The organism is Nocardioides carbamazepini (genome assembly GCF_024614185.1).
Classification (GTDB): Bacteria; Actinomycetota; Actinomycetes; order Propionibacteriales; family Nocardioidaceae; genus Nocardioides; species Nocardioides carbamazepini.
In genome coordinates this window covers 387,021-408,689 of sequence record NZ_JAHTLF010000008.1, presented here as the reverse complement: position 1 = coordinate 408,689, position 21,669 = coordinate 387,021, and the positions used below count along the sequence as shown (strand labels likewise).

The following is a 21,669-nucleotide window of genomic DNA, read 5'->3' as shown; positions in this document are numbered from 1 at the left end:
ACTATCGATCCGATGGATCCCCCTGTGCGTCGGGGCCGGCGAGCGGCTCGGCGCCCGCGGTTCCTCGCGGCCAGCCTGGCTGGCGTGTTGGCGCTGCTGGCGGGCGTGCTGGCGATCCCCGCCGGCGCGGTCGCCGCCGACCCGGACCCGGACGCCCCCTTCGTGCCGCCCGCGCTGTTCTGGAAGGACTGGCCCAGCATGTTCGACGCCGGCCCCGGCGACGAGGCTGGCTACCTGCGCACTGGCGGCGTGAACTGCCCCCGCCCCGAGCCGCTCGCCGCGAGCGAGGCCGGCAGCGGCCATGGCTACCGGGTGCCGTTCCTGATGGCGCTCACCGACGGCCGGGTGTTGGCCAACTACTCGCCGGTGGCCCTGAGCGCCGGTCAGCTCCCGTTCGGCGCCAGCGTCTACGGCGTCACCGGGTGGGTGCGGGGCTGGGTAGCCCTGCCTTCGCTGCGGATCGAGGTCCCCGACGACGCGGTGACCCTCTGCCCGGGCTCGGGCGTGTCTTGGGCAGAGGGCTTCGCCATGGAACCCCGAGGCAGCTTCGGATTGGTGGTCGCCGCAGCCGACGGAATCGGGAGCAACCGCGCCTGGACCGAGCTGACGCCGGTAGGCGCCCCGCGGGCCTCGATTACCGGGCTCACGTCGAGCGGCGAGCTCGAGTTCTCGGCCTCGATGAAGGTCGAGGTCCACGCCAAGCAGGTTCAAGGTGACGACGCCACCATCGTGCGCGATTGCGCCACGACGGTGGAGATGCGACTGGGCACGACGCCTGATCTGCTGCCGGCGGCGTTCGCGCCGCTCGAAGGTGCCCTGCCGAGCGACCCGAGCCGATGGACAAGCCAGCAGGAGTATGACCGCTTTTATCAGGACCCGGTCGACATGAAGAGCGCCCCCCCGGCCAGGCACCAGATGCCCCCGCGCGCGCTCGACGGGGCTCTCCCGGGGCGGAGCGCCACCATGGTCAACGCCACCGCGGCGGTGCCGGCGCTGGTCTGCCCGCCTGGCAGTGCCAAGTTCGGACAGTTTCTTCAGGGCACCCTCGCACCGCTGAACCGTGACGGGTATGTACAGCCAGGAACGGTCAGGGTGGCAGGACGGGATACTGACTACGCATCAATGCTCAAGGACCCGCGCCCACTGTTCGAAATTCCGGCGGGCGCGGTCCAGACTGCCATCGACATCACCATCGACGACGTCGGGATGCCCCGGGGCCTGCCGACCGGCTACGGGTTCTCCTCATGAGCGCGCGGCGCCGGACCCTCGCGGCCCTCCTGACCACCCTCGCCCTGGCGCTGGCCGGCGGCTGGCTCGCCCCGGCACACGCGGCGGGCGTCACCTGGGTGCTGGGCTACACCGACAGCACGCCGGCCGCCCCGCGGTTCGCTGCCCCCGGAGACGTCGTCACCAGCACCAACCTGAACCTGAGGCTCGTGATCGCCTGGGGAGGAAACCCCATCACGATCGCGTGCGCGAACGTGGCCGTCACGGGCGTGGACTACACGGTGCCGGGCGCGCCGCCGCGCGGCGCGCCCGGTTCCACGATCACCGTCATGCTGGACCCGCCGGCCACGACGCTGACCGGCTGCGTCCTCACGCTCGACGGCTCCCCGGTGAACCTGTCGTTCGCGCCCGGTTCGCAGTGGCAGTTGGACATCGGCCCGCTGCCGCCCGCCCACACGGTCGTGGGCACTCCCCACCTGGGGACGCTGCACGCCAAGCTCACCGTCCCGAGCGGCAGCAGCGGCAACGGCACGGTGACGGCGTCCCTCCCGATGATGGCTCCGTACCCCTGCGTCGTCCAGCTGCCGGCGGCGGGCATCGATCTCGAGGTGCCGGGGACCTACGACCCGGCCACCGGGGTGGCGGCGGACGACGACTCGAATCCGATCATCGACATCAACAACAGCATCAGCCCCGCGAACTGCTCCACTTTGGACGTCGAGGCCACGCTGCAGTACGCGAACGTGACCCTGACCGGGCCCGGCGGCGCGGTCCCGACGATGGTCTGGTCCTCGTGAGCCACCCCTCCGGGCCGGCGCCCCTCGGGTCGGGAGGAGCCGGGTGCCGGCCGCCGATGCGACGGCGGCCGGGACCCGGCCGGTCAAGGGCGGTCGACGCCCCACTGCGATCGCCGGCGCCCCAGAGAGCTCCGCGAGTTGGTCCGCGGGGAAGTCAAACGCACCACACCTCAACGAAAGAGATTCTGACATGTTCCGAAAACTGCGCCTTCGGCGCCCCGTCGTCGCCCTGGCGTCGGTGGCCGTCGCGATCACCGGCCTGAGTGCCGGCCTCGGTGCCGCTCCCGCCCAGGCCGATCCGCTGCCTGCTCACCTCCAGAAGTTCGCCAACTGCCCGGTTCTGAACGACGCGGTCACCGTGTGCTACGTCATGGAGACCAGCAGTGTCTCGATCAAGGCCGGCAAGTTCGACGAGGCGACCTCCACCGACCCGATGATCCTGCAGTTCGGTGGCATCGCCGACACGTACACGCAAACCACGATCTCAGTCCCCCCTGCCAACGGGATCAGCGCCCTGCAGGCTCCGCCCATCGAGTTGCCGGGCGGCATCCTCGGTCTCCCTGGCTTCGAGTTCTGGCCGCTGGAGGCATACATCACCCCGCAGATCGTCGGGCTGCCGCAGCTCAACCTCGACAATCTGATGACCAACGATCCGGTGATGAACCTCAACCTCAAGGCCAAGATCTCCAACCCGTTCACCGACGTGCTGACCATGCTGGGCGACAAGTGCACCATCGGTTCGGACGCCTCTCCGATCAAGCTGAACCTGACCGCCGGCACCACCGACCCGCCGCCGCCCAACCAGCCGGTCACCGGTGACCCCGGCACCATCGACTATGACTACCAGGGCACCGGAGTGATCCGGATCAGCGGGCAGACCGTCGTGGACAACTCCTGGGGCCTGCCCAAGGCCAGCAACTGCGGTCTCACCGGAGCGCTCAATGGAGTTATCGACATCGCCGACGACCAGGCCAACTCCGGTCCGGGCAAGAACTCGGCCACGATGGACACGACGATCTGGTCGGTGAGTGCCAACACGGTGCGCACCGCGATGGGCCTGCCGACGACCCGGCCGCCGCGTCCGGGCCGCATCCAGGAGGCACTGTCCGACGGTGACTTCGCGGATGCCGGCATGGGCCCGTGGGAATGCGCCGGTCAGTGCGGCGTCGACCACGGCCTCGGCAACGCCCGCACGGGGCCCGACAACGGCTGGGTGCGCAACAACAACAACAAGTGGAACGACCTCCACCAGAAGACAATTCTCGCTCGCAACAGCAACTACACCCTGAGCGGGTGGATTCGTACGTCGTCGAACAACGCCGACGGCTACTTCGGCGTGCGCACGCTCGACGGCACCGTGATCGCCGAGCAGAAGTTCGGCCACTTCGCCGGGTACACCAAGGTGACCGTGACCTTCAACAGCGGCAACCACACCGGCGTGGAGGTCTTCGGCGGCCTGTGGCCGCACGGCGACACCTGGGCGCAGTTCGATGACCTCTCGTTGATCAACAGCTGAGGTCGGCGACCCACACCAGGCCCGGGGGACTCGGCTGAGTGCCGAGGCCCCCGGGCTCACAAACAGTAAGGAAACATGAGGAAGCAGAGCATGACCATGCCCGCACGGTCGGCCACCTGGACGCGGTACGCCCGGCGGTGGGCGCCGCCACTGGCGATAGCCGCCGTGGTCCTGACCATGCTGCCCGGCTCGGCGGCACCCGAGGTGACCACGGTGGCGGCAGCCCTGCCCGAGGCGGTGACGTCGGTGGTGCCGCGGCCGGCGGCGTGTAAGCCGAATCCCAACCCGCCACCCACGGAGTACGGGTTCGTTGCTCGGGTCACGGACGGGACGGTCACCGGAGAAGGCCCGTTGAGCGTCACCGAGATCGATGTCTCAGTCTGCGGCGTCGTCCGCTTGGTCGCGGCAAGCTCCGGCGGCTGCACTGGTGTCCAGGGTCGCCTGATCATTCCCGCCGACGGGGTGATCACCAACAGCCTCAAGGCCGATTTCTCGATCGCGGGCCTGCCTGCGATGGAGAACGTGCCCACGGAGGTGATAGCCGAGCCGATGAGCAGTGACATCTCCTGCGACGACTCCGACGACGGCCTGACCATGGACCTCCGGCTCCGTGTCAGCGGCTCCGCCGGCGTCTTCGGCCTGCAGTGCCGGGTCCCGTTCACCGGTGAGGTGCGCGCCACCGTCACCGGCCCGCTGCTCACCCCGCCCTATCGGGCACAGGCCGTCATCACGGGCGCGGTCCAGGCCGGGGCGGTGAGCAACAACGACAAGTTCTGCCCCGGCAGGCTGCCGGAGCGGGTGAATCGAGTGGCCGGCCTGCCGGACGCCGGATACCAGGTCGACTGGCCGGTGGAGGTCTCGATCTACCAGCCCTGAGAATGACGTTGTCAAGAAGTCGGCAAATGACCTGTCGTTTGCCGTAACAGAGTGTTACAAAGATTCCGGGACATTCTCTATATGATTTCGAGGAGTGATTCACTGTGCGAGTGCGGATATCAACAGCGCTGGTGGGGGTGATCGGCCTGGTGGCCGGAACTGTCGCCGTTGCATCGCCGTCGGCCGTGTCGATGGAACCGATGGAGTCGGGCGGCAGTGTCTCCCTGGTCGGGGTGGACTCCACGGTGCCGGCGGGGACCGAGGCGGAGGGCTACACAGCCATCAGCCAGCGCACGGACAACAACGTCTTTGCGGTCCGTGCCAGCGACGGCACCTTGGAGCGGATCAAGAGCGACGCCAATGTGGCGTTGGACATTCCGTCCGGCCCCGGCGGCGTGGCCGGCAAGCGGATCCTCTCGCTCGGCGCGTCAGGGAGCGCGGGCGGCGAGATCGTGGGGGTGGTGACCGACGACGGCCTTCCGCATGTGTGGGGATCAACTGCTTCCGCGGCTGACCTCGCGGGAGTCGTGAACGGTTTGACGAGTGCGGAGTTGCTCGGCGGCTCTGGCGCGCCGGCCAAGGCTGCGAGGATGGCGGCCAACGGCGAGATCATCGGGATCCTGCTGGACGACGGCAGGGTCGGCGTCGCGACCTACGCCATCATCGACGAGGTCGGGGCGTACATCTACCGCGTCCTCGATCTGCCGGAGCAGGTCGAGCAGGTCGACATCTTCAGCGAGAAGCCCGGTCTGGTGCTGAGGCTGGCCAACGGGGGTGTCTTGATCTGGAACCACGACAGCACCAGCCAGGGGACCGTGACCGTGCCGGCGTTCCCGGAGATGGCGGGCCGTCCGAGCGGACCGGCGGATCCGCTGGTCGACGTCCAGGCGAGCAAGCAGGTCGCCGTCGGCGTCACCGCGGCCGGCAAGGTCTACGCCATGAAATCCGACGGGACCCGCATCGACGACACGATGCTTCCCCCCAACCTCCCCACGCCCGGGGCGACGGTGGAGGGCAACCCGGTCGAGGCCGCGTTGATTGCTGTCTCGGGGGCGACCGTCTATCTGTACGTCGTGCGTACCGATGCGGACAAGCTCTACGTCTACGGCCGCAGCAGTGGCTCCGTGGCCGCCAAGGTCGCGGCCTATCGCGAGCAAGTCGACGGTCTCGACCTGTCCGGCAAGACGATCTCATCGGTCACCGGCGGTATCGCCAACCTCCAGGTGATCCTCGCCGACGTGGTGGTTCCGCCCATGGAGGTCGTGAGCGCGGCCACGATCGCGTCGTCCACGGGTGATCTTGGCAACCCGAAGGTAGGGGACACGCTGACCGGCACGCCGGCGACGTTCAACGCGACCGAGGGGGTGGTGCTGACCAACCAGTGGCTGGCTAATGGCATCGAGATCGATGGTGCTACTGAGCTCACGCTGGCGCTGTCCAGCGCCGAGGTTGGGAAGCAGATCACGTTCCGCACCACTGCGGTGCGGGGCGAGGAGAGCGTGTCCGGGACATCGTCCGAGGTCGGGCCCGTCGCCGAGCCGGCCGTTGTCATCCCGCCGGTCCCCAACCCCGCCGATACACCCGCCTGCCAGGCAGCTCAGGCTGCCGCTGGCTCGGCGCAGGTCGCCCTGACCGAGGCCACGGCCAAGGTGAAGAAGGCGAAGACCAAGCTGAAGAAGGCAAAGAAGGCGCACAAGCCCGCGAAGAAGATCAAGAAGCTGAAGAAGAAGCTGAAGAAGGCGAAGAAGGCCCAGAAGGCCGCCTCGTCGGCGTCGGCCACGGCTAGTGCCAATGTCACGGCGAAGTGCAGTTGATCGGGGCGATCTGGCCTTGATCTCGCCTGGCTAGGAAGGTGGCACAGCGGATCGCTCGGCGGGGGCGGGGACACAGGTCCTCGCCCCGCCGGGTCCACCTGTGCAGTCCCCTTGGCCGACGTGCGTAGTGCCTCGACCTGCCACGGCGGAGGATCCGCCTGGAAGCACGCGGTCGACCCGTACCGAGCCGCTCAACCCGGATCCGCTGTGGGCGTCCCGACGAGGCGCCCACCTGATTCTGGTCCCCTGATCGCACGGCCGGCGCTGTAACTCTCCCATGGCGCCGGTCGTGCTCCTTCATGCGTCACCGGTCACCCGCACGTGCATCCGCGAGGCCAGGAGATCCCTCATGGGGAGCCGTCCGATCGACCACCTCATCGACCACCTCATCGACCGAGTCGTCGTCAGCGGAATTCTCGGCGACGGAGTCGCCGGTCGTGTCGCGGACCAGATCATCGACCGCATCCCCGGCGGGGTTCTCAACGAGCTCGTCAACCGAGCCCCTGCCCGGGTTGCCGAGCGAGCCGCCCGGCGAGGCGCCGCGGATCCGCCCCGCTATGTCGGCCGCGACAACTGGGATCTCGCTGACAGTCTCGACGAGCGGTCCCGGCTGGATGACCCCACCTGAAGGTCCTGGCTGGCACCGTCCCGACGATCACGGTGCTGCCGGCGTGCGCCAGCATGCTGACGGCGCCGGTCATGGGCCTTGCCTTCAGCCGCTCGGGTTCACTCCTGTGTCGCGAAGGACCACGTTCTGTCCACAGCCTGCCGCGGAGTCGGTGTCGTCCACAGGCCGTGTCCAGTGGGCGTCGTGGCGTCGTGACCACTGCCTATTCTCCGCATACCTGCTGGCGATCGCCGCTGCCGTCACGCACACTGGAGGAGTGGAGATCACGATGGACCTCGACACCTGGGTTTCCCTGGCCGCCCTGCTCGGCACCGCAGCCGCGCTCTACGGTCTCATGGTCAGACAGCTCGACAGCTTCAAGGCCGACGTCAAGGCCAGCTTCGCTGGCCTTGACGCGAAGGTCGATGCTGTGCGGGGTGCGGCGAAGGATGACGCTGCTGAACTCGGAAAGAAGGTCGACGCGACGCGGGCCGAGTCGAAGGCTGATATTGCCGACCTTGGCGAGAAGCTCGATGAGACGCGGGGTGAGTTGTCCGCGAGGATCGATGAGACGCGGGGTGAGTTGATCGCGAGGATCGATGAGACGCGGGGTGAGTTGTCCGCGAGGATCGATGAGACGCGGGGTGAGTTGACCGGGAGGATCGACGAGACCCGGAAAGAGCTGAGTGCGAGGATCGACGAGACCCGGAAGGAGTCGAAGGCGGATCTCGCGGACCTCGGCAGCGCACTCAGGGCCGCTATCCAGGGTCTTGATGACCGGGTGTACGCGTTGGCTACGGGTCTGCATCTGCCCACAGGGCCTACGGCTGCTGCGGCGGGTGCCGCGCCTGATTCTCTGTCGGGTGGCCCGACCCGCCCTGCCAGTTAGCCGCGGCCGGGTCGGGCCGGTGACCGGTCGCGACGTGGAGTAGCAGCTTGTTCCGCACAGAGCCCGTTGCGGGTGGACGACTCCCGGCCTCAAGCGCCGGTCGCTGCCTCCTTGATCAGATCCCAAGGGTGCACGTCCAGGGCCTCGGCGATGCCGAACAGTGTGTCCATACGGAGATTGATCTGGCGACCCATATCGACTCGGCCGGGGGCCGCGCGTCCGGCGGCCTCGATCACCTGCACGTGGTTCTTGGTGCATCCCGCGAGTTGGGCCAGCGCCTCCTGGGTCAAGGCCTTCTCGTCGCGGAGCTGGCGTACCCGCTGCCCGAGCAGGCGACCGGCGTCAGCACTCCAAGGCATGTGTAGATCGTCGCGAGAAGGCCTTACAAAGAACACCAATAGGATGAGGCCTTCTATATATTGTCAGCCGCGATGGCTGCGCTCCGAGCGGGTCGGGCCGCGGTCGTGCCGCACTATGCTGTTTTCTTGACGAGTGACCAGGTAGGGGGAGTGACTACCTGGGGTGCATGCTCGTTGGGGCTGGGAGCCAGTGACACGGGGAAGGGGGACGGGCCGGATCGCCGTCGGCGCCGGCTCCGACAACGAGATGCCAGCTGTGGACCAGCGGGCTGCACGGACCGAGAAGATCCTGGCAGCCACCCGCGCCCTTTTCGACGAGCGCGGCATGCGCGAAGCGCACGTGGAAGACATCGCCCGCGTGGTGGGGATCAACCGCGCCGTCGTCTATCGACACTTCTCCAGCAAGGAGGAGCTCTTCGCGCTGACCCTGGTCGGCTACCTCGCCGACCTGGACAGCCTGATGACGGAGCGGCTCGACGACTCGGCGTCGCCCGCCGACCAATTGCGAGCCCTGGCCGGTGCCTTCCTCGACTTCGGCCAGCAGCACCCGGCCTTCGTCGACTGTGCCCTGGTCCTGCTGCGGCGGCGCGGTGACGAGCTGCTCAAGGAGATCAGCGAGGAGACGATGCTCAAGCTCGGCATCGGCATGGCCAGCTGCCTCGGCCGGATGACGACGATCCTGGAGCACGGCGTCGCCGCGGGGGACTTCCATGTCGAGGATCCCGGCATGCTCTCCAACCTCTACTACGCCCAGGCGCTCGGCGTGCTCAACCTGACCCACATGCGCATCGCCGTCCGCGACGAGGACCCCGGGCTACCCGGCACCGAGGCGATTCCGTACGAGCCGGTGAAGGCCTATGTCATCGAGACGGCCGTCGCCATGGCCCAGGGCACCGGTCCCGCCACCGCCCGACGCGACGACGTCTAGCCTCTCACCGTGGATCCGACCTGCGCCGAGGTCACCGTCGGGTCGCGGACGGGGCGGGCGGTGCTCGCCGCCGCGATCCTCGGCTCGTCGCTGGCGCTGCTCGACAGCACCGTCGTCAACGTCGCCCTGCACCGGATCGGCGAGGACCTCGATGCCAGCCTCGAGCAGCTCCAATGGGTGTCGAACGGCTATCTGCTCAGCCTCGCGTCGCTGACCCTCCTCGGCGGGTCGCTCGGCGACCGGTTCGGTCGCCGTCGGGTCTTCGTGATCGGAGTCCTCGGGTTCGCCCTGACCTCGGTGGCGTGCGGCCTCGCGCCGACGGCGCCGGTGCTGATCCTCGCCCGGATCGCCCAGGGCGTCACGGCGGCCCTGCTGGTGCCGGGCAGTCTCGCGATGATCCAGGGCACCTTCGCGCCGGTCGACCGGGCCCGGGCGATCGGGACCTGGTCCGGTCTCGGTGGTGTCGCCACCGCCGTCGGCCCCTTCCTCGGCGGCTGGTTGGTACAGGCGGTGAGCTGGCGCTGGGTGTTCCTGATCAACCTCCCGGTCGCCGTGGTGACCCTCGTCGTGGCCCGCCGGGTCCCCGAGACCCGAGACCCGGCAGCCGTGCCCGGGTTCGACTCGACCGGGGCAGTTCTCGGCACCCTCGGGCTCGGCGGGCTCACCTATGCCCTCATCCAGGGGACGGCCGAGCCGGGTGTCGCCGCCGTGTCCCTCGGCGTGGGTCTCGTCTCCGGTGTCGCGTTCGTGATCAACGAACGACGCCGGCCGCACCCGATGCTCCCGCCGGCGCTGTTCGCCTCGCGCCAGTTCAGCGCGGCGAACGCGATGACCCTGCTGACGTACGCCGCCCTCGGCGGGGTGCTCTTCCTCCTCGTCCTGCAGCTGCAGACCGTCGCCGGTCTCGGCCCGCTGGAGGCCGGCCTCGCCACCCTGCCCATCACCGTCATGATGCTGCTGCTCGCCGGACGCGGCGGCGCGCTGGCCGGGCGGATCGGGCCGCGCCTGCCGATGACGGTGGGGCCGCTTCTCTGCGCCGTCGGCACCCTGCTGCTCAGCCGGGTCGACGACGACCTGCACTACTGGACGGACGTCGCCGTGCCGTTGACCGTGTTCGGGCTGGGCCTGGCTGCCCTCGTCGCCCCGCTGACCGCGGCCGTCCTGGCCGCCGCGCCCGACCACCACGCCGGCGTCGCCTCGGGCGTCAACAACGCCGTCGCGCGCGCCGGGTCGCTGCTGGCCGTGGCGGCTCTTCCCCTCATGGTCGGTCTCGCGGGTGCGGATTACCAGCGGCCGGAGGTCTTCAGCGCCGGCTACCGGGCCGCGATGCTGTGGTGCGCCGGGCTGCTCGTCGCCGGCGGTGCGCTGTCGTGGCTGCTCATCCGCAATCCCGAGCGGGAGTGAAGGGGAGGAGTGCTTGCTCCACGGGTTGGAGAAGCTTGGAGCAAGGTTGGCGCAGATCGAGAGCAGCAAGCACACCCTGTGCGTGAGGCCTGCTGTCCGGCGGCAGCGGCGTTAGACGTGCACCATGACGTCTGCCGAGGTCATCCGCGCCGCGATGGAGCTGTCATCGTCGAGCGCGAGCACCTGGCATACGCGCTGTTGGACAGCCTCGAGGGCACGGGCGAACACGCCGCCAGGCTGACCACGCTCCGCGCGGAGGTCCACAAGGGCTTCGACGATCTCGCCCAGGGCCGCTACGTCGAGGTCTCGGACGCCGACCTCGACAATCTTGTCGCGGACATCGGGCGCCGCGCTGCCCAGCCCGAAGCCGGGACAGCGCGCTGCTCAAGAACCGCCCGGAACTCGGAACCGACGTTCTGAGCTGGCACCTGAGGTACAGCGTGGGTCGAACCCGAAACGACCGAGCAAAGCGACCACGTCACGTCCTGTACCGCCAAGGGCAGGCGAGAGGCTGGCCGTCGGTCGGTTCCTTCACGAGGTCATGGACCCACGACTGCACCTCGACTCAGCAGCCGAGTGGGCGTGGGCCAGCGCCAACGGGCGCGTCAGTCTTCGAACAGCCCGCGGATGTCTGCGGCTCCGATGGAGGTGCTCATCGCGCCGTCACCGTCGATGACCTGGGCGAACAGCTCGGCCTTGCGGGCCTTGAGCTCCATCACCTTCTCCTCGATGGTGTCGGTCGCGACCAGCCGATAGACGTGGACATGGCGGGTCTGCCCGATCCGGTGCGCGCGGTCGACGGCCTGCGCCTCGGCGGCGGGGTTCCACCACGGGTCGAGCACGAACACGTAGTCGGCCTCGGTGAGGGTGAGGCCGGTGCCGCCGGCCTTGAGCGAGATCAGGAAGACGGGCGCCCCACCGGAGCGGAACCTCTCGATCACGCCGCCCCGGTCGCGGGTGGCCCCGTCGAGATAGGTCGTCGTGATGCCGGCGTCGTCGAGGCGCGAGCGGACCCGGGTGAGGAAGGAGGTGAACTGGCTGAACACCAGGGCCCGGTGGCCCTCGGCGGTGATCTCGCGGAGGTGCTCGACGAGGAGGTCGAGCTTGGCCGAGCCGACCGTCTCGTGCTCGTCGTCGACGAGGGCCGGGTCGAGGGCGAGCTGGCGCAGCTTGGTCAGCGCGCTGAAGATCGCCACCCGGTTGCGGTCGAAGTCCTCGACCAGGCCCAGGATCCGCTGGCGCTCCTTGGCCAGGTGGGTGTCGTAGATCTTGCGGTGTGCCGGCCCGAGATCGAGCTGGAGCACCTGCTCCTGCTTCGGCGGGAGGTCGTCGGCGACGAGCTCCTTGGTCCGCCGCAGCAGGAACGGCTTGATCCGGGCCCGGAACCGGTCGAGGACGACCTGGTCGGCATCGCGCTCGACCGGCCGGACCACCTTCTCGTTGAAGGCGCGCGGCCACGGGTAGAGGCCGGGCACGGTGATCGAGAGCAGCGACCACAGCTCCATCAGTCGGTTCTCGAACGGGGTGCCGGTCACGGCCAGCTTGAACGGCGCCGCCACGCTCCGGACCGCCTGATAGGTCTTGCTGTGGTGGTTCTTGGCCTGCTGCGCCTCGTCGAGCACGAGCCCGGACCAGCCGACGGCGGCGTACGCCTCATGGGCCAGCCGGATCAGTGTGTAGGTGGTGACGACCACGTCGTGGTCGCGCGCCAGCGCCGCCACGTCGTCGGTACGACGCGAGGCGACTGCGACGCGCAGTCCGGGTGCGTGCCGGGCGGCCTCGGTGGCCCAGGCTGTGACGACGCTGGTGGGGGCGACCACGAGGAAGGGCGGGTCGTCGGGCCGCTCGCCGCGCGCGTGGGTGAACAGGGCGAGGACCTGCAGGGTCTTGCCGAGGCCCATGTCGTCGGCGAGCACCCCGCCGAGGCCGTGCTGCCACAGGAACGCCAGCCACCAGAAGCCCTCGCGCTGGTAGCTGCGCAGTGCCGTGGCGAGGTCGCGGGGCTCGGGCTGGGGGATGTCGGTGAGGTCGCGCAGCGCCTGCGCGCGCTCGACCCACTCCGCGACCTGGGCGTCCACGAGCCCGGTCTCGGCGAGCTGGGCCCACAGCCCGAGATCGTGGTGGCCGATCCCGATCCGGTCGCCGTCGCGCTCGCGGAGCTCGGCGGCGGCGGTGACGACCTCGCGCAGCCGGTCGAACTCGGGCCGGTCGGTCGTGACATAGAGGCCGCTGGGCAGGACCAGGAACTCCAGGTCGAGGGTGAGGGCGGCGAGCACGTCGGGCAGGGGGATCTGCTCGCTGTCGACGGTGACGGTGACCGCGAGGTCGAGCCAGTCGGTGGCGCCGGCCTCCGGCTCGACGAGGTCGAAGCGGATCTCGGGCGCCACGTCGGCCTCGCGGAAGTCGGGACGCTCCTCCTCGACCACCTGGATGCCTTCGATCTCGCGCAGGTGGGGCAGGTCGTGGATGGCGAGAGTGAGCGCGTCGCCGTCGGTGACGGTCGAGACCTGCAGCAGCGCCGCGGGGACGAGGGACAGCAGGGCCTGCTCCAGCGCGCGGTCCCGGACGCCGCCGAGGGTGTCGCGGCTGGTCAGCGGGCAGCTCCGGTCGGGAGCGTCGCCGTACTGCCAGTGCCAGGTGAGGCCGGCCTTCGTGGCGGTGTGCCACGACACGGTCAGCACCAGCGTCGGTGTCAGCGGCGCGGGCAGCTCGACGGCCGAGTCGGCGGCGCGCACCGGCACCAGCCGCATCAGCCCGGGCAGCGTCTCGCGGAAGTCGGCGAGGTCGGACGGCGGGACCAGGATCGGCGGCCCGTCGACGAGGTGGCGCAGCGCGGGCGGCACCGCCGCCGTCGTGGCGGCGACGACGAGGTGCCCGGTCTCATCGAGCAGGCCGACCACGGAGGCGGGCGAGCCCACCAGCACCACGGACTCGCCGCGCCAGGTCCGCTCGCCGAGCGTGACCGCGGCGCGCATGGTCGTGCCACCGTCGACGTCGCCGAGCTCGGCGACCACCTCGGCCGCCTCGTCGGCGATCGCGACGGACCGCAGGGGTCGCGCGGCGAGCAGCTCCACCCCGGCGTCGCGGGCGTTGCGCAGCGCGCGGACGACCTGGTCGCCGAACTCGTCGAGCGCCGGCGCGACACCGGCCGAGTAGTAGCCGCGGTGACCGGCCCACTGGGTGTGGAGGGCGGCGAGGGCGTCGGCCTGACGCGCCACGAACCCGCGGGAGTTGCCGGCCACGTCGTTCCACTCGGCGCCGGTCTTGATCCAGGGCTTGCTCTTGCCGCGGCGCAGTGGACGCACCCGCAGGGTGGGTCCGGCGGTGCGATAGCCGCCGCGTCCCTGGTCGAGCGAGAACTCCAGCGCCAGCGGCACCTCCTCGTGCACCAGCGGCTGCTGGCGCTCGAGCTCGCCGACGAGCCGCTCGAGCGAGCGCCGCCAGGCCGACTCGCCCGCCGGCTGCGTGAAGGTCTGGCGCAGGGTCAGCGCGAGGGCCGCGCCGTGCTTGCACACCGAGCGCACCGGACAGGTGCACACCGTGAACACCCAGCCGGTGTAGCCGGCGCTGGGCGCCTCCGCATGGATCTGGACCTGGTAGGGCGCCGGGCGGCTGCCGACGACCTCGGCGGTCGCCGTCACGGACGCCGCCGACAGCATCCCGATCTCCGGTCGGCGCACACCGCCCTCGGCCACGATGCCGCGGGCGCGGTCCAACGTCTGGGCGTCGAAGTGACGCGCCAGGAAGTCGTCGGTCAGCTCGGCAAGGATGTTCACGGTCCGCTCATCGTGGCACGCGGGTCCGACGGCGCGGACATCCATCCACAGGTCCGGTCAGCGCCCGGCCCGCCGCCGCTTCCCGCTGCCCTCGGGGAAGGGCCACGCGATCGTGACGGATCCACCTGCCGGCAGGCCCGCCCACCGGGCCGCGAAGTCGTCGTACCTGGCGAACAGCCGCTCGAGCAGGCCCGCGTCGACCCCGCTGTCCTCGGGGCGGCCGGGCCACGCCGGGTCCGGCCGGCGCCGACCGCGCGCGACCTCCCACAGCGCCACGGTGAGCGACGCGAGCCGCTCCGAGCGGGCCATGTCGGCCGACTCGTCCGGTGTCGGCGCCCGGCGATTCTTCAGCGATGCCCGCCGCGCCGCCGGGTCGACCGGCCAGAACAGGCCGTCGTCGCCGTCCGCCGCGGCGAGCCGCCCGTAGACCCCGCCGCGGATGCCCTCCTCGGTCTCGACGAGCAGGTGCGCGACGTCGTGGGGTACGGCGTCGCTGTGCCCCGGACCGTTGCGCGGGGCGAGCTCGGCACCCGCGGTGCGGCGTACGGCGATCTCATACCGGCCGGCCAGCTTCGTGAAGGTCACGTCCACCGGCACCATGCTCGGGGGCGGGCGTCGGCGCGGCAACCGGGTTTCAGTCCGTCGCGGTGCCGAGCAGCCGGTCCGGGTGGCGGGCGACGTACGCCGTGACGGGCATCGGGGCGCGGCGACGGTAGCCCTGCGGGAGCCAGAGGTCGCCCTGCTCGGAGAGGTAGAGGATCTGCCAGCGGTACAGGCCGGCGAGGGCCCGGGGATCGCGCTCGAGGATCCGGGCGTAGGCCCGCACGCCACGCACGTAGCCGGTGTGGCGGTTGTAGGCGTGCAGCGCCCCGTCGAGCCGCGCGGGGCGGTCGCCGCCGTTGGCCGCGAGGTAGCGGGCAGCGGCCAGGATCGAGTCGCGCGGGTCGTCGATGTCACCCTCGCCGTACTGGGCCCAGGTCGCGGGGATGAACTGCATCGGTCCCCGCGCGCCGGCGGTGGAGAAGCCGCGGATCCTGCCGAACCCGGTCTCCACCAGGTTGACCGCCGCCAGTACCTCCCACGGCACGCCGAAGGTCCGCTCACCCTCGTCGTAGTGGGCGCGGAGCTCGTCGACGGGAGCGGGGGCGACGATCCGCCAGGCCGGCACCTCGGCGGACAGCCGGGTGAGCACGCCGCGCAGCTCGCTGCGGGCCTCGACGTGGTCGGCCATCAGGTCCCGGTAGGGACCGGCGGCCGCGAGCACGGAGTCCTGCCAGCCGGAGCGGCGCGCGAGCTGGCGGTAGAGCAGCTGGGTCTCGAACGCCGCCTGCTCCAGCGCGTCCTCGTTGGTGTCCGGGTCGCGAAGGGCGTCCTCGGCGGCGATCAGGCGGCGTGCCAGTTCGTCGGGGTCGGCCGCGAGCGCGGGAGCGGTGAGCGTCGCGGGTGCGGCGTCCGTCGGTGCCGTCGTTGGTGCCGGCGCCGGGGGAGTGGCGGACGCGGGAGGCGCGGGCGTGCGGGTCTGCGGCCGCGGTGCCGGGTCGCCGCCGCAGGCCGCCAGCAGCGCGGTCGCGGCGACCAGCGCCACGGAGCGCCGCGGCGCGGCCACTAGTCCCGCTCGCCGCCCGGCACCCACAGCACGTCGCCCTGCGCGCGGTTGGCATGCCGGGCGAGGATGAACACGAGGTCGGAGAGCCGGTTGAGATAGGTGATCGCGACCTTGTTCATGATCTCCCCGTGCACCTCGTACGCCGCCCACGCCGCTCGCTCGGCCCGTCGTACGACGGTGCGGGCCACGTGGAGCTGAGCGGCGCCGGGCGTGCCGCCGCTGAGGATGAACGAGCGCAGCTTCGGGAGGGACTCGTTGTACGCGTCGCACCAGCCCTCCAGCCGGTCCACGTAGTCCTGCTCGACGCGCAGCGGCGGGTACTCCGGCTCGGCGACCACCGGCGTGGACAGGTCGGCGCCCACGTCGAAGAGGTCGTTCTGCACCCGGAACAGCACCTGCACCACGTCGTCCTCGAGCCCACCGGTCGCGACGGCCACGCCGATGTGGGCGTTGGCCTCGTCGACGTCCGCGTAGGCCTGCAGGCGCAGGTCGGTCTTGGTCGTGACGCTCATGTCGCTCAGGCGGGTCTGCCCGGCGTCGCCGGTGCGCGTGTAGATGCGGGTGAGGTTGACCATGACTCGGAGCGTAGTCCGGAGCGGCCGCCGAAAAACTTCGGACCGGGATGCAACCGATCGGACTGCCGGAGCGTCATGGTGGGTAACAGGCGTGTGGGGCGTCTGTCCGGATCGATCTCGGGAGGGGAACCATGGCAGCACGGCAGTCCACTCGGCCGTTCAACGAGCACAGCCGCGTCGAGCATGTCCTCGGCGAGCCCATCTTGATCCTGGCAGGTGATCTCGACGTCCGGTCGACCGGCGAGCTGCGGGCGGCGGTCCACGACCACATCCGCAGGTGCGGCACCGACCGGATCAGCCCGGTCGTGATCGACATCAGCGCGGTGCACTCGGTCGACGCCACGGCGCTCAAGGTGATCGCGGCCGCGAGCCGCCAGGCCCAGCGCTACGGCGTCCGCGTCGTGCTGCGTGGTGCCCAGCCCGCGGTGCGCCGCATGCTGCACCTGACCCGGCTGATCCGGCTGATCGAGCTCGAGCGGGAGCCCATTCCCGCCTGACCGCCTCCCCGACGCCGCCGGCTCGGGGACGGCGTTGTGGACAACCCCACACGTCAGGCGGTTACCTCGCGGTAGGGATCGGCCTACGCTTCGGCCTATGAGCACCTCGCCCGACGCAGCCGGCTCCGCCGGGAAGGCATCGCACGCCAAGGACCGTCCCTGGGTGATGCGGACCTACGCCGGTCACTCGACCGCGGAGGCGTCCAACGCGCTGTACCGCACCAACCTGGCCAAGGGGCAGACCGGGCTGTCGGTGGCCTTCGACCTGCCCACGCAGACCGGCTACGACCCGGACTCGGTCATGTCCCGCGGCGAGGTGGGCAAGGTCGGCGTACCGGTGCCGCACCTGGGTGAGATGCGCAAGCTCTTCGACCAGATCCCGCTCACCGACATGAACACCTCGATGACGATCAACGCGGTCGCGATGTGGATGCTCGCGATGTACCAGGTCGCCGCCGAGGAGCAGAACCCCGAGATGGAGCCGGCGGAGGTCGCCAAGCTCCTGGCGGGCACCACCCAGAACGACATCATCAAGGAATACCTCTCGCGCGGGACCTACGTCTTCCCGCCCGAGCACTCCCTGCGGCTGATCGCCGACATGATCGCCTACACGGTCCACCAGATCCCGAAGTGGAACCCGATCAACATCTGCAGCTACCACCTGCAGGAGGCCGGCGCCACGCCCGTGCAGGAGATCGCCTATGCGCTCTGCACCTCGATCGCGGTGCTCGACCAGGTCAAGAACGCGGGGCAGGTCTCCGACGAGGACTTCGAGAAGGTCGTCGGCCGGATCTCGTTCTTCGTCAACGCCGGCGTCCGCTTCATCGAGGAGACGTGCAAGATGCGCGCCTTCGTCGAGCTGTGGGACGAGATCGCCCGGGAGCGGTACGGCGTGCAGGACGCGAAGATGCGCCGCTTCCGCTACGGCGTCCAGGTCAACAGCCTCGGCCTCACCGAGGCGCAGCCCGAGAACAACGTGCAGCGGATCGTGCTCGAGATGCTCGGTGTGACGCTCAGCAAGAACGCCCGGGCCCGGGCACTCCAGCTGCCCGCGTGGAACGAGGCGCTCGGCCTGCCGCGGCCGTGGGACCAGCAGTGGTCGCTGCGGCTGCAGCAGGTGCTCGCCTTCGAGTCCGACCTGCTCGAGTACGAGGACATCTTCGACGGCAGCCACGTGATCGAGGCCAAGGTCGCCGAGCTGGTCGCGGGCGCGAAGGCGGAGATGGACCGGGTCCAGGCGATGGGCGGTGCGATCGCCGCGGTCGAGTCCGGGTACATGAAGCAGGAGCTGGTCTCGGCGCACGCCGCGCGCCGGGGCCGGATCGAGGCCGGCGAGGAGATCATCGTCGGCGTCAACAAGTACGAGACGACCGAGCCCTCGCCGCTCACCGCCAACCTCGACGAAGCGATCATGGCGGCCGATCCCGAGGCGGAGGCGTCGGCGCTGGCGTCGATGAAGGCGTGGAAGGAGCAGCGTGATGACGCCGAGGTGGCCGCTGCCCTCGCTGCTCTCGCCGAGACGGCCAAGACCGACGAGAACCTGATGGCCGCCACCCTGCGTGCCGTGCGCGCGGGCGCGACGACCGGGGAGTGGGCCGCCACCTTGCGCGAGGTCTTCGGCGAGTTCCGCGCCCCGACCGGTGTCGCGGGTGCGGTGGGCGTCGCCGAGGCCGGAGCGGAGCTGACCACTGTCCGCGAGGCCGTGCGCACCACCGGTGAGGAGCTCGGCGGGCGGCTACGCCTGCTCGTTGGCAAGCCCGGCCTCGACGGCCACTCGAACGGCGCGGAGCAGGTCGCCGTGCGTGCGCGGGACGCGGGCTTCGAGGTCATCTACCAGGGCATCCGGCTCACCCCGGAGCAGATCGTCGCGGCCGCCGTCGCCGAGGACGTCCACTGCGTCGGCCTGTCGATCCTCTCCGGCTCCCACATGGAGCTGGTGCCCGCCGTCCTCGACGGCCTCGCGGCGGCCGGGATGGGCGACGTGCCGGTCATCGTTGGCGGCATCATCCCCGAGTCCGACGGCAAGGCGCTCGTCGAGCTCGGCGTGGCGGCCGTCTACACGCCCAAGGACTTCGGCCTGACCGAGATCATGGGCGGCATCGTCCAGGTGATCCGGAAGGCCAACGGCCTCTCCTGACGGCCCCTTGTAACTAAGGGTTACCCACTCGATCTGGGACTCGTGTGCTCAGTGTGGTGGACAACCTTGCCGTAACACGTAGTTACAGTTGGCTGGCGGCGATCACCCGGGACAGCGACGCGGGGTCGCGGCCGACGACCGTCGTACCGTCCGACGCGGTGAGGATCGGCCGCTGGATGAGCTTGGGGTGGGTGGCCATCAGGTCCAGCCACTGCGCGCGGTGTGCGGCGTCCCTGCCCGGCAGCGAGACGCCGAGCCTGCTCGCGTCGGCCGCGCGGGCGATGTCCCACGGCTCGAGCCCGAGTCGGGCCAGTACGTCCTCGAGCTCGGCGACCGTGGGCGGCTCGTCGAGGTAGCGCCGCACGGTGTAGTCGGCTCCGGCAGCCCGGAGCTCGCTCTCGGCGGTGCGGCACTTCGAACAAGCAGGGTTGAGCCAGATCTCGATCACGACCGCACCCTAGTGGCCGCCGCCGCCCGGAGTATGCGTGACGTGGGTCACGTCGGTTAGGTCTGCCTACCCTCAATGACCTACCCTCCTCACGTGGGCAAGGGCAAGAAGAAGTCGAAGGGGAAGCAGAAGCTCCCCAAGACGAAGTGCTGCGTCTCGAAGTCGAAATGCGGCCGCTGCCCCCTGCGCATGCTCAAGGAGGGCACGCTGCCCGACGGGCTCACCGTCAAGCGGCGGGTGCTGGTGACCACCAGCGGCAAGAAGGTCTCCAAGAAGGACCTCCAGAAGGCCGCCTGAGCGGGTTCGGGTCCTCGGTCTCCACTAGGGTTGACGCCATGGCCGCTCCGCGCTTCACCGACCAGCTCAACGTCCAGATCGGCAACGAGTTCGCCGCGCACAACCAGTACCTCGCGTGCGCCGTCCACTACGACGCGCTGACGATGCCGCAGCTGGCGGCGTTCTTCTATGGGCAGGCGCTCGAGGAGCGCCAGCACGCCATGATGATGGTGCAGTACCTCCTGGACACCGACGCCGCGGTCGAGATCCCCGGCGTCGAGGCGCCGGTCGCGGGCTTCGCGGACGTCGTCGCACCGGTCGCGCTGGCGCTGGAGCAGGAGCAGCGGGTCACCGAGCAGATCAACGGCCTGCTGCGGATCGCCCGTGAGGAGAACGACTTCGCCTCCGAGCAGTTCATGCAGTGGTTCATCAAGGAGCAGGTCGAGGAGGTCGCCACGATGAACGACCTGCTGACCGTCGTGACCCGCAGCAAGGACGACATCAACGCCATCGAGGACTGGGTCGCCCGTGAGCAGGGCGGCGCCGCCGCCGACCCGACCGCGCCCGCGGCCGCCGGCGCCTGACCGGACCCGGGCCTGGCCGGACTCAGGGCTCGCCGTGTCGGCGGCGGAACAGCAGTACCGCCGCCGCGATGCCCACCGCGATGCCCGCGAGGCCGCCGATGCCCCGGCCCCCGTCGTCCGACACGGCGTGGCCCACGACCGCGCCCAGCAGCCCGACGGCGATGACGACGCACAGCAGGGCCACGTTGACGAACATCTCGCGGAAGTAGAGCCGCGAGAAGCTCTCGGCCGGCGGCCCGCCGACGGGGCGGGTGGCGGCCGGTCCCGGCACGACCGGGGGCACGGCAGGCGATGTGGCGGCGGTGCTGCTCGGCAGGGGGATCGCCTTGACCACCGCGCCCACCGGCAGGGGACCGTAGATGTGGGGGAACGTCACGTCGCTGCCCGGCTCGGCGGCCTCCTCGACGACTGGTACGTCGAGCAGCGCCGGGTCGATCTGCAGCAGCACCATCGGCTCGGTGACGTCGGCATAGAACCGGTCGCGCACGCCGGTCCACTGGTCGGCGCGGCTGGCGTGGATGAACCCGACGTCGGCCAGCGACCTGCCGCGGGTGGAGACGGTGTAGCTGCCTGCCCGCTGTGCCACCTCCCAGTCGTGGAGAAGGGCGAGGTGGAAGATCGGCATCGTCGTGGCCGCGCTCAGAACAGCCGGTCTTCGGCGTTGTCGAGCCCCCGCAGCGCGTCGTAGTCGACGACGGCGCAGGCGATCCCGCGGTCCTCGGCGAGGACCCGGGCCTGGGGCTTGATCTCCTGGGCGGCGAAGATGCCGCGCACGGCGCCCTTGCCGGTGAGGAGGGGATCGCGGTTGAGGAGCTCGAGATAGCGGGTGAGCTGCTCGACGCCGTCGATCTCGCCGCGTCGTTTGATCTCGACGGCGACCGACAGGCCGTCGCCGTCGCGGCACATGAGGTCGACCGGCCCGATGGCGGTCGGGAACTCGCGACGGACCAGGGTCAGCCCCGCGGCCAGCGTGGCCGGGTGCTCGGCGAGCAGCTCCTGCAGGTGCTTCTCGACGCCGTCCTTCTGCAGGCCCGGGTCGATGCCCAGCTCGTGCCGGGTGTCGTGGTGGATCTCCTCGATGAGGATCCGCAGCGTGTCGGGCTCCTGGCCCTTGGCGGCCCTCGCCGTGACCGTCCACTCGACCCTGCCGTCCTCGGCCTCGCCCTCGCGGACGGTGCAGGGCGGTGACATCCAGTTCAGCGGTTTGTAGGAGCCGCCGTCGGAGTGCACGAGCACCGAGCCGTCGGCCTTGATCATGAGCACCCGGGTCGCCATCGGGAGGTGGGCGGTCAATCGGCCGGCATAGTCCACCTGGCAACGCGCAACGACGAGTCTCACGGGCGACGAATCTAC

The 21,669-nt window shown here is 70.3% G+C and carries 22 protein-coding genes; 14 read left to right on the top strand and 8 right to left on the bottom strand.

Translation table 11 applies throughout. The annotated features are described in order from the left end of the window. Nucleotides 1–84 precede the first annotated feature (84 nt). The 7 genes from KVF89_RS04510 (at nt 85) to KVF89_RS04480 (ending at nt 7,726) form a co-directional block, all read left to right on the top strand. Entirely contained in the window at nt 85–1,248 is a 1,164-nt protein-coding gene (locus tag KVF89_RS04510) for a hypothetical protein (protein WP_257423737.1), read from the top strand. Beyond that, a complete protein-coding gene (locus tag KVF89_RS04505; RefSeq protein WP_257423736.1) occupies nt 1,245–2,024 on the top strand; it encodes a hypothetical protein in 780 nt (259 codons plus the stop codon). The genes KVF89_RS04510 and KVF89_RS04505 overlap by 4 nt, the downstream gene beginning before the upstream one ends. Nucleotides 2,025–2,214: 190 nt before the next feature. Beyond that, entirely contained in the window at nt 2,215–3,540 is a 1,326-nt protein-coding gene (locus KVF89_RS04500; RefSeq protein ID WP_257423734.1) for a hypothetical protein, read from the top strand. Nucleotides 3,541–3,615: 75 nt separating this feature from the next. Then, nucleotides 3,616–4,416 (top strand): hypothetical protein, encoded by an 801-nt coding sequence (locus KVF89_RS04495; RefSeq protein WP_257423733.1) that lies wholly within the window; start codon nt 3,616–3,618, stop codon nt 4,414–4,416. Nucleotides 4,417–4,526: 110 nt separating this feature from the next. Then, nucleotides 4,527–6,230 carry a hypothetical protein gene (locus KVF89_RS04490; RefSeq protein WP_257423731.1) on the top strand — a complete coding sequence of 568 codons (1,704 nt, stop codon included), beginning with the start codon at nt 4,527–4,529 and terminating at the stop codon, nt 6,228–6,230. A 349-nt stretch (nt 6,231–6,579) separates the two neighbouring features. Next, nucleotides 6,580–6,858, top strand: a complete 279-nt coding sequence (locus KVF89_RS04485; protein ID WP_257423729.1) for a hypothetical protein — start codon at nt 6,580–6,582, stop codon at nt 6,856–6,858. A gap of 256 nt (nt 6,859–7,114) precedes the next feature. Further along, nucleotides 7,115–7,726 (top strand): apolipoprotein A1/A4/E family protein, encoded by a 612-nt coding sequence (locus KVF89_RS04480; RefSeq protein ID WP_257423727.1) that lies wholly within the window; start codon nt 7,115–7,117, stop codon nt 7,724–7,726. Between the two features lie 89 nt (nt 7,727–7,815). On the opposite strand, the gene KVF89_RS04475 is transcribed toward KVF89_RS04480, so the two are convergent. Then, nucleotides 7,816–8,085, bottom strand: a complete 270-nt coding sequence (locus KVF89_RS04475; protein ID WP_257423725.1) for a helix-turn-helix domain-containing protein — start codon at nt 8,083–8,085, stop codon at nt 7,816–7,818. A gap of 247 nt (nt 8,086–8,332) precedes the next feature. Between KVF89_RS04475 and KVF89_RS04470 the strand changes: the two genes are divergently transcribed. The 3 genes from KVF89_RS04470 to KVF89_RS04460 all read left to right on the top strand — a co-directional run bounded on the left by KVF89_RS04470 (nt 8,333) and on the right by KVF89_RS04460 (nt 10,837). Then, nucleotides 8,333–9,013: a TetR/AcrR family transcriptional regulator gene (locus KVF89_RS04470; protein ID WP_257423724.1), complete on the top strand. Its 681-nt coding sequence runs from the start codon at nt 8,333–8,335 to the stop codon at nt 9,011–9,013. 9 nt (nt 9,014–9,022) lie between these two features. Then, on the top strand, nt 9,023–10,417 hold the full coding sequence (locus KVF89_RS04465; protein WP_257423722.1) for an MFS transporter: 1,395 nt from the start codon (nt 9,023–9,025) through the stop codon (nt 10,415–10,417). 117 nt (nt 10,418–10,534) lie between these two features. Next, nucleotides 10,535–10,837 (top strand): hypothetical protein, encoded by a 303-nt coding sequence (locus KVF89_RS04460; RefSeq protein WP_257423721.1) that lies wholly within the window; start codon nt 10,535–10,537, stop codon nt 10,835–10,837. 185 nt (nt 10,838–11,022) lie between these two features. Here the strand turns inward: KVF89_RS04460 and KVF89_RS04455 are convergent, their stop codons facing one another. The 4 genes from KVF89_RS04455 to KVF89_RS04440 are packed head-to-tail and all read right to left on the bottom strand — an operon-like array spanning nt 11,023 to nt 16,374. Continuing rightward, entirely contained in the window at nt 11,023–14,193 is a 3,171-nt protein-coding gene (locus KVF89_RS04455) for a DEAD/DEAH box helicase (RefSeq protein WP_257423719.1), read from the bottom strand. Between the two features lie 57 nt (nt 14,194–14,250). Beyond that, nucleotides 14,251–14,784, bottom strand: a complete 534-nt coding sequence (locus tag KVF89_RS04450) for a hypothetical protein (protein WP_257423717.1) — start codon at nt 14,782–14,784, stop codon at nt 14,251–14,253. A gap of 43 nt (nt 14,785–14,827) precedes the next feature. Then, a complete protein-coding gene (locus tag KVF89_RS04445) occupies nt 14,828–15,799 on the bottom strand; it encodes a lytic transglycosylase domain-containing protein (RefSeq protein WP_257423715.1) in 972 nt (323 codons plus the stop codon). Continuing rightward, a complete protein-coding gene (locus KVF89_RS04440) occupies nt 15,799–16,374 on the bottom strand; it encodes a cob(I)yrinic acid a,c-diamide adenosyltransferase (RefSeq protein WP_257423714.1) in 576 nt (191 codons plus the stop codon). Before KVF89_RS04440 ends, KVF89_RS04445 begins: the two co-directional genes overlap by 1 nt. A 131-nt stretch (nt 16,375–16,505) precedes the next feature. Here KVF89_RS04440 and KVF89_RS04435 point away from each other — a divergent pair, with 131 nt between their 5' ends. Beyond that, nucleotides 16,506–16,871: an STAS domain-containing protein gene (locus KVF89_RS04435; protein ID WP_257423712.1), complete on the top strand. Its 366-nt coding sequence runs from the start codon at nt 16,506–16,508 to the stop codon at nt 16,869–16,871. A 97-nt stretch (nt 16,872–16,968) separates the two neighbouring features. Next, entirely contained in the window at nt 16,969–19,008 is a 2,040-nt protein-coding gene (locus tag KVF89_RS04430; RefSeq protein WP_257423711.1) for an ethylmalonyl-CoA mutase, read from the top strand. 82 nt (nt 19,009–19,090) lie between these two features. Here KVF89_RS04430 and KVF89_RS30355 read toward each other — a convergent pair whose 3' ends face one another. Then, on the bottom strand, nt 19,091–19,456 hold the full coding sequence (locus KVF89_RS30355; protein WP_257423708.1) for an ArsC/Spx/MgsR family protein: 366 nt from the start codon (nt 19,454–19,456) through the stop codon (nt 19,091–19,093). Between the two features lie 93 nt (nt 19,457–19,549). Between KVF89_RS30355 and KVF89_RS04420 the strand changes: the two genes are divergently transcribed. Together KVF89_RS04420 and KVF89_RS04415 are read left to right on the top strand one after the other, a co-directional pair. Next, complete coding sequence (locus KVF89_RS04420) at nt 19,550–19,753, top strand: hypothetical protein (RefSeq protein WP_257423706.1); 204 nt, start codon at nt 19,550–19,552, stop codon at nt 19,751–19,753. 38 nt (nt 19,754–19,791) lie between these two features. Next, a complete protein-coding gene (locus tag KVF89_RS04415) occupies nt 19,792–20,316 on the top strand; it encodes a ferritin (RefSeq protein WP_257423705.1) in 525 nt (174 codons plus the stop codon). Between the two features lie 22 nt (nt 20,317–20,338). Here KVF89_RS04415 and KVF89_RS04410 read toward each other — a convergent pair whose 3' ends face one another. Both KVF89_RS04410 and nucS read right to left on the bottom strand, forming a co-directional pair. Further along, the gene (locus tag KVF89_RS04410; RefSeq protein WP_257423703.1) at nt 20,339–20,941 is read right to left on the bottom strand and encodes a DUF952 domain-containing protein; all 603 of its coding nucleotides are present in this window, start codon (nt 20,939–20,941) and stop codon (nt 20,339–20,341) included. A 14-nt stretch (nt 20,942–20,955) separates the two neighbouring features. Beyond that, the gene (nucS, locus tag KVF89_RS04405) at nt 20,956–21,654 is read right to left on the bottom strand and encodes an endonuclease NucS (RefSeq protein ID WP_257423701.1); all 699 of its coding nucleotides are present in this window, start codon (nt 21,652–21,654) and stop codon (nt 20,956–20,958) included. Nucleotides 21,655–21,669: the final 15 nt, after the last annotated feature.